This is a genomic window from Acinetobacter sp. ATCC 27244 (genome assembly GCF_000156555.1).
In the GTDB taxonomy this organism is placed as follows: domain Bacteria; phylum Pseudomonadota; class Gammaproteobacteria; order Pseudomonadales; family Moraxellaceae; genus Acinetobacter; species Acinetobacter haemolyticus.
The window spans coordinates 1-11,090 of the sequence record NZ_GG665970.1 but is presented as its reverse complement, the minus strand read 5'-3'; the positions used below and the strand labels follow the sequence as shown (position 1 = coordinate 11,090).

Below are 11,090 nucleotides of genomic sequence, written 5' to 3'. Positions count from 1 at the left end.
CAACTATTTAAACTTGAGAATAAGAAATGTCTGAACAAAAATATCATTGGTATTTAATTGGCTATACATTTAATGATAAAAGCAGTGGTAGCAACACACGGAATTTTAGTATCCAATTACCTTTAGAGAAGCTTCTGCCACCAGTTTCTAAGTCAAAATTGAATGAGTTGGGTGTTATTGGTCTTGAATGGTTAAAGAAAAATGATCCTTCTTCTGAGCCGGAAAACTTATTTGCTATATCAATTGGTTATTTGGGTGAAATGACGATGCAAGAGTTCAATACTTAAGCTCAAATAACAGATGAGAAAGCCCTATAAGTGGGCTTTCTTTTTTAGCTGAACGCTAATAATTAGATCAAATCAAAGCCATCAGCGAAGACAACGTAACATATCTTAAATTTTGGTTTTGTATAAATGATTGATATCGAGACACATCCTTTAGTTCCATTTTTGCCATCAAAGGCAAAGCTTTTGATGCTTGGAAGTTTTCCACCGCCACAAAGCCGATGGAAGATGGATTTTTATTATCCAAACTACCAAAATGATATGTGGCGGATATTTGGTCTAATTTTTTTTAAAGATAAGGATTATTTTTTAGATTTGCCCAATAAAAACTTTAAAGAACAACTCATTCGAGACTTTTTAACTCAAATTGGGGTAGGAATGTTTGACACTGCTTATCAAGTGAAACGCTTGCAAGGTAATGCATCAGATAAATTTTTAGAAATCGTCACGCCCACAGATTTATCAAAATTGCTAGAGCAAATTCCACTGTGTCACACCATCATGACGACAGGTGATAAGGCAACTGACACGCTAATGCAACATTTCCCTGAGCAAGTAGCTAAACCGATGATTGGGCAATCTGTACAAGTCAATTATATGGATCGGAAATTAAGTTTATATCGTTTGCCTTCATCATCACGGGCATATCCGCTAGCACTAGAGAAAAAAGCAGATGCCTATCGTCAGTTCTTCACGGAAATAGGGTTAGTCTAGTTATCAATATTGATTTACATCATCCATTCCACTGGAAAATATGACACAAAATTCATAGTAAAACGCTGAAACTTAGTGCTTTCAGGATCATGATGATGCTTTATTATCTCGCCATTTTCTTTATGTTCATACCAGATAATATTGCCATCCGTATCAAGTTTGAGCTGATAGGCAACTTGTAGCATATGTTCATCAAGAAGTGTGGTGATTTGATTTTGTAAATGATCAGATTCAACAACCAATCCAACTTCAGTATTTAAGTGAGCCGATCGCGGATCAAAGTTAAAGGAGCCAATAAAAACTTTACCATCTACATCAAAAAATTTTGCATGTAAGCTTGATCGGTTTTTACCTTTGACTGGAATGACACTGCCTGTAGCAACTTCATACCAAGTCCTTTTCTTACGTTCAATATTTGGTTTGAACTCATAAAGTTGCACACCATTTTGCAACAGTGATTTTCGGTATTGACTATAAAAGGAATGAACCACGGCGACATCATTCGCAACTAAACTGTTGGTTAATACACGAACCTTAATGCCGTTATTTGAGAGTTGATTTAAGTATTCTGACCCACGTTTGGTAGGTACAAAATACGCAGAGACTAACTCCATATGTTGTTCTGGTTTCCCCATGATTTTTAAGACTTGAGAATACAAAAGATCTTGTTCCTTTGCTTGTCCTGATGCTTTATTTGGGTGATCCGCAACGAAATGTGCTTTGGCCCATTGAATAGGATAATTTTGAAGTCGAATTTTCAAATAATCTTGAGCAGCCTCTAATTTACTCTCTGTTAATGTATTTTTTTCATCCAATGCCTGATAGTGCTGTTTGATTTGTTCGAGTTGTTGGTTTGTTCCTTTACCAATGAGTTGTTCGGTCGAATAACTCAAATCACTATTCCAAAATTCATTAAATATTTCTACGGCATGATCTACAGAAGATCCATAGAATAAGATATCCATATCACTAAACTGAAATTGATCACTTGCTTCAAAATACTCACTACTAATGTTTCGACCGCCAGTAACAGCAATCGATGAATCCGCAATAGTAAGTTTATTGTGCATACGATGGTTGATCTGATTGAGCCTAAAGATATAGTCAATAAAACGAAGATGTCTGAATTTATATGGATTAAAAATACGAATTTCTAAATTCGGATGTTGAGAAAGTGCTTCAAGTGTTTTATCAAGTTTTGTTCCATTTTGATCGTCGATTAATAAGCGAATTTTCACCCCTCGGTCTGCTGCTTTGAGTAACTCATACAACATCAAGTTGCCGATAATATCGTCATTCCAAATATAATATTGGAGGTCCAGTTGATGTTTTGCATTTCGAATTAAGTGCATACGAGAGGCAATGCTTAGAAATGCGTCATCTAAAGCCAAAACCGCTGTTAGACCTTGTTCAATGTTAAGCTCAGATTGTGGGTCATTTACCCATTTTGTTTTAGTCTGCAAGGGATGATTACTCCACTCATTATTTTGATTGGTTGGTAAAGTACAACCATTCAGTCCTAAGACAATGGCAAGTGTTATGACTTTAAAATGGTATGAATTTTCTATCATTTTATTTGTCAAGATTGAATCCATCTGTAATTTATATGTTGTTGATTTTATATATCTCTAAAACCCTCTTATTTCTAAGGTCTTAATGTAACGATTTAATCTTATTCTATATAAAAGTATCAATATTGAACCAATGTACTATACTAGTGTATAGTATGTTTTTTAGATTTAATGTGGTCGACATTATGCCTAAACAATTACAGGATAAAAAAAGATTCTCACACGTGTAAAACGAATTCAAGGTCAAGTTCAGAGTGTGGAACGTGCTTTGGAAAATGACACAGAGTGTGCTGATATTTTGCAACAAATCTGTGCAGTCCGTGGTGCATTAAACGGTTTGATGACTGAACTCCTCGAAATCCATTTAAAAGATACATTGGTTGTTGGTGACTCTTCTGAGTTGCAACGCAGTCAAGAGCTTATTCAAGTCAGTAAAATTCTTAAATCTTATTTAAAGTAAAATTAAGGAGCAATATTGTGATTAAATCTCGTGCAGCTGTGGCTTTTGCCGCTGGTCAACCACTACAAATTGTAGAGTTAGATGTTGAACCGCCAAAAGCAGGTGAAGTGCTTATTAAAATTACCCATACTGGTGTATGTCATACCGATGCCTTTACTTTATCAGGTGATGATCCTGAGGGTGTTTTTCCAGCAGTATTGGGGCATGAAGGTGCAGGCGTAGTTGTTCAAGTTGGTGAAGGTGTTACAAGTGTTGAAGTGGGTGATCACGTCATCCCTTTATATACAGCAGAGTGTAAAGAATGTTTATTCTGTAAATCAGGTAAAACCAATCTCTGTGTTGCCGTCCGCGCAACCCAAGGTAAAGGTGTGATGCCTGATGGAACCACTCGCTTCTCCTATAATGGTCAACCGATTTATCACTATATGGGATGTTCAACTTTCAGTGAATATACAGTTGTGGCTGAAGTGTCGTTGGCAAAAATCAATCCAGAAGCAAATCATGAACAAGTCTGTTTGTTGGGCTGTGGAGTGACGACAGGGATTGGTGCAGTACACAATACAGCTAAGGTTCAAGAAGGCGATAGTGTTGCTGTGTTCGGTTTGGGCGGAATTGGTCTTGCTGTTGTGCAAGGCGCACGCCAAGCTAAAGCTGGGCGTATTATTGTAGTCGATACTAACCCAGATAAATTTGCACTTGCAAAACAGTTTGGTGCAACTGATTTCTTAAACCCTAAAGATTATGATCAACCCATCCAACAAGTGATTGTTGAAATGACAGGTTGGGGTGTAGATCATTCTTTTGAATGTATTGGTAATACCAATGTGATGCGCTCTGCACTGGAATGTGCTCATCGTGGATGGGGACAATCCGTCATTATTGGTGTAGCTGGTGCGGGGCAGGAAATTTCAACTCGTCCATTCCAATTAGTAACAGGTCGTAAGTGGATGGGTACTGCTTTTGGTGGAGTAAAAGGTCGTACTCAATTACCTAAAATGGTAGAAGATGCGATGAAAGGTGAGATTCAGCTTGAACCATTTGTAACCCATACTATGCCACTTGAAGATATCAATGATGCGTTTGATCTCATGCATGAAGGCAAATCGATCCGTACGGTGATTCATTTTTAATTTTTAAGTTTAGATTTGATGGTGTATAAGCTGCATCATCAAATCATTCAATGTGAATTGATTTATATCATTACTATCAGACTGTGCTGAATTATGGAGCATCTGCATTAAAACAAAGCTTTTTTAGCACCATTAGCTTATCTCTAAATTTAAATAACACTCATATTTAAGACAATATACTGAATTTTATATAAAAAATTAATTGGCACACTTTCTGCATTTATTTATCCAAACTTGTATACAAGATGGGATTCATAAAATGCATGAGATAAAAACTTTAGGTTGGACAATTTCAGAGTGGCAAATAGCTTATTCGAAAAATGAGATCCAACTTGATACTTTAAAAGATTTGGTTGCATCAATTGATCCTCAAGACAATGCGTGGATTTCAATTGCGACGGTAGAACAGATTGAACAGCAAATTCAAGTTCTCAATGAATTAACTAAAGAAGCTGAAAGTTTAGCAAAACAATTTCCACTCTACGGCGTTCCGTTTGCAGTGAAAGATAATATAGATGTTGCAGGGTTTGTAACTACCGCAGCTTGTAAAGCTTTAACGACAGTTGCAGCACAAGATGCTGAAACAGTGCGTTTGTTGAAGCAAGCGGGTGCAATCGTAGTTGGTAAAACCAACCTTGATCAGTTTGCAACGGGTTTAGTGGGAACGCGTTCACCTTTTGGTGCAGTAACAAACAGTTTTAAACCTGAATATGTCAGTGGCGGTTCAAGTTCAGGTTCAGCAAGTGTGGTTGCTCGTGGATTTGTTCCATTTGCTTTAGGTACAGACACCGCAGGTTCAGGGCGTGTACCCGCAGCGTTTAACAATATTGTTGGGTTAAAACCAACCAAAGGGCGGTTTTCAAATCGAGGGTTATTGCCTGCATGTAAAAGTCTAGATTGTATTTCGATCTTTGCTTTAATCGTTGCAGATGCAGACTTGGTTGCAAATGTTTTAGAAGCCTATGATCCATTGGATAGTTATTCACGTAAGCATCCAAAGAATGTGCCAGCGCATTTCTCTAGCAAATTAAAATTTGCCATTCCAGAAAAACTAAATTTCTTTGGCGATGAACAGGCTGAAAAAGCATTTCAGCAAACAATCCAATTACTTGAGTCATTAAATGCTGAAATCACTAAAATTGATTTTTCAGATTTTGAGCAACTGGCAGCGCAACTATATCAAGGTTCATGGGTGGCAGAACGTACCGCAGCCGTTGAAGATTTACTGAAAGCTAATTCTGATGCATTTGATCCAACGGTATTAGAAATTATTAAAAACGGCGAAAAATATTCAGCGGTGGATGCCTATAATGCAGAATATTTAAAACAAGATTTAACTCGAAAAATCCAACAAAAATTGGCTGATTTTGATGCTTTAATTGTCCCAACCGCACCTACAATCTACACCATTGAGCAGCTTCAACAAAATCCGATTGAATATAACGCTCATTTGGGAACATATACCAATTTTACCAATTTAGCCGATCTCAGTGCGCTTGCTTTGCCAGCAGGATTTAGAGCTGATCATCTACCGTTTGGAATCACTCTAATTGCAACAGCTTGGCATGATGCGGCATTGGTTCATTTTGGCAAAGCTTGGCAAAACTATCTTGCACTGAAATTAGGGGCATTGGATAAAACGCTACCTTTAAGTTCTGCTACACCTATTTCGCAACATCATATTCGCGTTGCAGTCGTCGGTGCTCATTTGACAGGTATGCCGCTGAATTTTCAGCTCACCACACGTGATGCTGTACATATCGAAACCACCAAAACTTCTAAAAACTATGCGCTTTATGCCTTGAATGGCACTGTTCCACCAAAACCCGGCTTAGCACGTCAGCAAGATGGACAAAGCATTATTGTTGAACTTTGGGATGTCCCAACTGCTCGATTTGGTGAATTTGTGGCAGAAATTCCGACACCTTTAGGGATGGGCAATGTCGAACTAGAAGATGGGCGCTGGGTGAAAGGTTTTATCTGTGAGCCTTATGGCATAGATGATGCAGAGAATATTAGTCATTTTGGTGGATGGAGAGCCTATATCCAGCATCGTAACAGCCAAACAGCAAACACAGCGAATTAATTGGGGGAAATCATCATGTTTAAAACTGTACTTATTGCAAACCGTGGTGAAATTGCTGTTCGAGCGATTCACACACTTAAAAGATTAGGTGTAACCAGTGTTGCTGTGTATTCGGATAGTGATCGTTATGCGCAACATGTTGAAGATGCTGATATTGCAATTGCATTAGATGGTTTAAAACCAGCTGATACTTATTTGAGTATCGAAAAATTGATTCAGGCAGCTAAACAAACTGGCGCTGAGGCAATCTTTCCTGGTTATGGCTTTCTCTCTGAAAGTGCTGATTTTTCCCGTGCCTGTGAGGAAAATAACATTGCCTTTATGGGGCCAACGGCCGAGCAAATTTTAGAGTTTGGTTTAAAACATCGTGCTCGTGAATTGGCTGCTGCTGCCAATGTACCAATGACACCGGGAACTGGATTGTTGGATAGCTTAGAGGAAGCATTGACTGCTGCAGATCGTATTGGCTATCCAATTATGCTGAAAAGTACTGCTGGTGGTGGTGGTATTGGTTTGACCCGTTGTGATACACCACAAGCGTTAACCAATGCATATGAAAGTGTAAAACGTTTGGGCGAACAATTCTTTAAAGATGCAGGCGTATTTATTGAATGCTTTATTGATAAAGCTCGACATGTTGAAGTGCAAATTTTTGGTGATGGAAAAGGGCAAGTCGTTGCCTTTGGTGAGCGTGATTGTTCTTTGCAACGTCGTAACCAAAAAGTAGTAGAAGAAACACCTGCGGCAAATTTACCTGAAGCGACACGTAAAAAACTACATCAAGCAGCGATAGAACTGGGGAAATCCGTTAATTATCGTAGTGCAGGAACGGTTGAGTTTATCTACGATGCCAATCGAGATGAGTTTTATTTTCTTGAAGTGAATACACGTTTACAGGTTGAGCATCCAGTCACTGAGATGGTTACGGGTCTAGACTTAATTGAATGCATGCTCAAAGTTGCTGCTGGTGATGAACTTGATTGGGCATATCTCAGCAATATTCAGCCGAAAGGTGCAGCGATTGAGGTTCGTGTTTATGCCGAAGATCCTGTTAAAAATTTCCAACCAAGTCCGGGCGTACTGACAGAGGTTGCATTTCCAGAGGGGATTCGGGTTGATACTTGGGTGAAAACTGGCACAGAGATTTCTCAATACTTCGACCCGATGATTGCCAAGATCATTGTTCATGCTGATGACCGTGCCAGTGCTATTGAAAAATTAAAGCATGTATTGGCTGAAACGCGTTTGAACGGTATCAGCACAAACTTGGATTACGCACGTGCCATCGTTTCAGATCAGCGCTTTGAATCTATGCAAATCTGGACAAGAATGTTGGATGATTTCAACTACACGCCAAACGTAATTGAAGTGGTTCAAGCAGGGACGTTGAGTTCAATTCAAGATTATCCGGGTCGTACAGGCTATTGGGATATTGGTGTACCACCATCGGGTCCAATGGATGATTATGCATTTCAGCTTGCCAATCGTATTGTTGGAAATGATGCTAAAGCCGCAGGTTTCGAGTTTACCTTAGTTGGACCAACATTAAAGTTCCATACAGATACAACCATTGCTTTGGCGGGAGCGAGCTGTACTGCTTTGTTAGATGATCAGGAAATTGATTTTTGGAAGCCTGTTGAAGTTAAAGCAGGACAAATTTTAAAAATCGGTCAAGTTGAATCAGGTTGCCGTACATATTTAGCGGTACGAAATGGTTTGGATGTTCCTGTTTATTTAGGCAGTCGTTCTACTTTTGCGCTTGGTAATTTTGGTGGTCATGCAGGTCGTACCTTACGTGTCGGTGACATGATTAAAATGGTTGATCCAGCATTTGCTAGTGCAGAATTGCCACTTGCACATGACGAACCGCAAGCGTTGTCGGCTGACTTGATTCCTGAATATAGTAATGTATGGGAAATTGCGGTGTTATATGGCCCGCACGGCGCACCAGATTTCTTTAAACCTGAGTATGTAGAAGAGTTTTTTGCATCAGAGTGGACAGTTCACTTTAACTCAAATCGTTTAGGTGTGCGTTTATCAGGACCAACACCAAGCTGGGCAAGAGAAAATGGTGGTGAAGCAGGTTTACATCCATCAAATGTCCATGACTGTGAATATGCGATCGGTGCAATTAACTTCACAGGCGATTTCCCTGTGATTCTGGCAAAAGATGGTCCAAGTTTAGGCGGTTTCGTTTGTCCTGTAACGATTGCCAAAGCAGAACTTTGGAAAGTGGGACAACTTAAAGCCGATGATAAAATTCGCTTTTATCCGATTAGTGTTGAACAAGCCAATGAACTTGAACGTCAGCAAATTGAAAATATCCAAAACTTTGCGGAAGCAAGAAAGGTTGTAGAAACGATTGAGCCAATTCAAGAGGTTGTCAGTACGATCTTGGCACAACGAGAACCAACTGAATTGTCACCAAAAACAGTGTATCGCCAAGCAGGTGATAGTTATATTCTCTTAGAATACGGCGAAAATGTTTTAGATTTGGCTTTACGTTTACGGGTGCATCAACTGATTCAAATGATCCGTAATGCAAAAATTGTAGGCGTATTGGAGTTGTCACCGGGTGTTCGTTCACTACAGATTAAATACGATGGTTTAGTGACTCCACAATCACAGTTGATTGCTCACTTACTTCAACTTGAAGAAGAAATGGGAGATTTAAGTCAATTAAAAATCCCATCTCGTATCGTACATTTGCCGATGGCATTTGAAGATAGTGCAACTTTAGGAGCTGTAGAACGCTATCAAGAAAGTGTTTGCTCTAAAGCACCGTGGTTGCCAAATAACGTTGATTTTATCCAACGCATTAATGGCTTGGCAAATCGGAATGAAGTCAAAGATATTATTTTTGATGCAAACTACTTAATTCTTGGCTTGGGTGATGTGTATTTAACAGCACCTTGTGCCGTACCGATTGACCCACGCCATCGTTTACTCAGTTCTAAATATAATCCAGCTCGTACCTTTACCGCAGAGGGAACAGTGGGTATTGGTGGCATGTACATGTGTATCTACGGCATGGATTCACCGGGCGGCTATCAATTGATAGGGCGTACTTTACCAATTTGGAACAAGTTTAAGAAAAACAAACAATTTGGTGATAAACAATGGTTCTTACAATTCTTTGATCAAATTAAATATTTTGAGGTGACAGAAGAAGAACTGAATCAATGGCGCGCTGACTTTGAAAATGGTCGTGCTGAGATCAAGATTGAAGAAACAGAATTCGATTATGCGGATTATGTAAAATTCTTAGAGAATGAAGCTGAAAGTATTGCCGAGTTTAAAGCTAAGCAACAACAAGCATTCACAACTGAAGTGGATCGCTGGAAAGAGGAGTTTGCAGCTCAACCTGAAGAACAGATTCAAGAAAATAACCATGCTGATTACAGTCATTTAGCATCATTAAATGCATCGATGACAGGTAATATCTGGAAAATTTTTGTTGAACATGGTCAAGAGGTTAAAAAAGGTGAAACTATTGCTATTATTGAAGCAATGAAAATGGAACTTCCTGTTTATGCAGAAGAAGATGGCATTGTAAAAGCTATTATTTGTAGAGCAGGGCAAACCGTACATAGTGGTGAACCACTGGTTTATATGGAATAAGGCAAGGTTGCATGAAAGAAACTAAAATAAAAAACAACAAAAAGCTCAGACAATTTGTCTGAGCTGGTTTACCAACGCATCAAGAATGATATCTTTGATTTCAAACTGATGCCAGGTGAACGTTTCACTGAATCTGAAGTTGCAAAAGCTTATGATGTAAGTCGCACCCCAATCCGACAAGCATTATATCGTTTGCAACAAGAGGGTTATGTTGATGTGAGTTTTCGTAGCGGTTGGCAAATCCGACCGCTCAATTTTCGATATTATGAAGAACTTTATGATGTCCGGATCGTATTAGAAAAAGATTCGATTCGTAAACTTTGTCAGATGGATCATCAAAACTCGGTTGAATTATCCGTTTTAAAAGATTTATGGTTGATTGAACCTCATCAATATCTAAAAGATATTAAACAATTGTCACAACAAGATGAGGATTTCCATTGCGCTTTAGTTCGTGCCTCTGGGAATAATGAAATGGCGAGAATTCATCGTGATTTGAGTGAGCGAATCCGTATTATCCGTCGCTTAGACTTCTCTAAAGATTATCGCGTTGAAGCGACTTATCAGGAGCATCAGAAAATACTGGGTTATATTTTTAATCGTAAAGTAGATGAAGCTATTCAGGCGATTGAAGCACATATCATGCAAAGTCGTGATGAAGTGAAAAAAATTACTTTACAGATGTTGGATTCGAGTCAGTTTTATTAGAATGTACTATTTGTCTGATATAAATTAAGAAAAAATTAACAGTTTCAACGTGGAAATAATTGTTTTTACGACCAAAACCTAGTTTTGTTGTAACGTGCTAATTTTAAAAATTAATTAACTTAAACTATAAGCATATTGGTAGCATTTTAGAATTATGTTTTTTTATTAATTGGTATTCTTACGTCTTCATTTATTGTTTGAGAATGATTTTTATATGCTGGATAATCTACCCATAATTGTTTTTTTAGGTCTTATTCTAGGTTTTTTATTTGGAAAGTTTTATGAAATTGTTTTTAGAGGCTGTGCAAAGTTTTTACTTAAAATAATGACTACACAAGATGGAAAATCAACAAGAAGAAAAATTATTTCATATGCTTTATCAGGTATTGTAGTTGTATTCTTTTTTTTATATTTGTTGTTATTGTCTCCATTCATATCCGATGAACTTTGGGTTTATTGCTACAATTCATATTTTTTGGGTATTGGAATAGGTCTCATGCTTAAAAAACAATACTT

The 11,090-nt window shown here is 38.2% G+C and carries 8 protein-coding genes and 1 pseudogene; 8 read left to right on the top strand and 1 reads right to left on the bottom strand.

The window, feature by feature from the left end; all coding sequences use genetic code 11:
• Nucleotides 1-26: 26 nt before the first annotated feature.
• Complete coding sequence (locus tag HMPREF0023_RS15195) at nt 27-287, top strand: hypothetical protein (RefSeq protein WP_005080592.1); 261 nt, start codon at nt 27-29, stop codon at nt 285-287.
• A 126-nt stretch (nt 288-413) separates the two neighbouring features.
• Nucleotides 414-998 carry a uracil-DNA glycosylase family protein gene (locus tag HMPREF0023_RS15190; RefSeq protein ID WP_008942520.1) on the top strand — a complete coding sequence of 195 codons (585 nt, stop codon included), beginning with the start codon at nt 414-416 and terminating at the stop codon, nt 996-998.
• 14 nt (nt 999-1,012) lie between these two features.
• Here the strand turns inward: HMPREF0023_RS15190 and HMPREF0023_RS15185 are convergent, their stop codons facing one another.
• Nucleotides 1,013-2,569 carry a phospholipase D family protein gene (locus tag HMPREF0023_RS15185; RefSeq protein WP_171057921.1) on the bottom strand — a complete coding sequence of 519 codons (1,557 nt, stop codon included), beginning with the start codon at nt 2,567-2,569 and terminating at the stop codon, nt 1,013-1,015.
• Between the two features lie 185 nt (nt 2,570-2,754).
• Between HMPREF0023_RS15185 and HMPREF0023_RS15180 the strand changes: the two are divergent.
• The 6 genes and pseudogenes from HMPREF0023_RS15180 to HMPREF0023_RS16980 form a co-directional block, all read left to right on the top strand.
• A pseudogene (locus tag HMPREF0023_RS15180) lies at nt 2,755-3,029 on the top strand (metal/formaldehyde-sensitive transcriptional repressor).
• Between the two features lie 20 nt (nt 3,030-3,049).
• Entirely contained in the window at nt 3,050-4,159 is a 1,110-nt protein-coding gene (locus HMPREF0023_RS15175; protein ID WP_026056359.1) for an S-(hydroxymethyl)glutathione dehydrogenase/class III alcohol dehydrogenase, read from the top strand.
• 259 nt (nt 4,160-4,418) lie between these two features.
• Nucleotides 4,419-6,245, top strand: coding sequence for an allophanate hydrolase (atzF, locus tag HMPREF0023_RS15170; RefSeq protein ID WP_005090465.1), 1,827 nt, complete (start codon nt 4,419-4,421; stop codon nt 6,243-6,245).
• Nucleotides 6,246-6,260: 15 nt separating this feature from the next.
• Entirely contained in the window at nt 6,261-9,866 is a 3,606-nt protein-coding gene (gene uca, locus HMPREF0023_RS15165; RefSeq protein ID WP_005090468.1) for an urea carboxylase, read from the top strand.
• A gap of 54 nt (nt 9,867-9,920) precedes the next feature.
• Nucleotides 9,921-10,574 (top strand): GntR family transcriptional regulator, encoded by a 654-nt coding sequence (locus HMPREF0023_RS15160; RefSeq protein ID WP_050767822.1) that lies wholly within the window; start codon nt 9,921-9,923, stop codon nt 10,572-10,574.
• Nucleotides 10,575-10,788: 214 nt separating this feature from the next.
• On the top strand, nt 10,789-11,090 hold a 302-nt coding region (locus tag HMPREF0023_RS16980; protein WP_008942515.1), incomplete at its 3' end, for a hypothetical protein.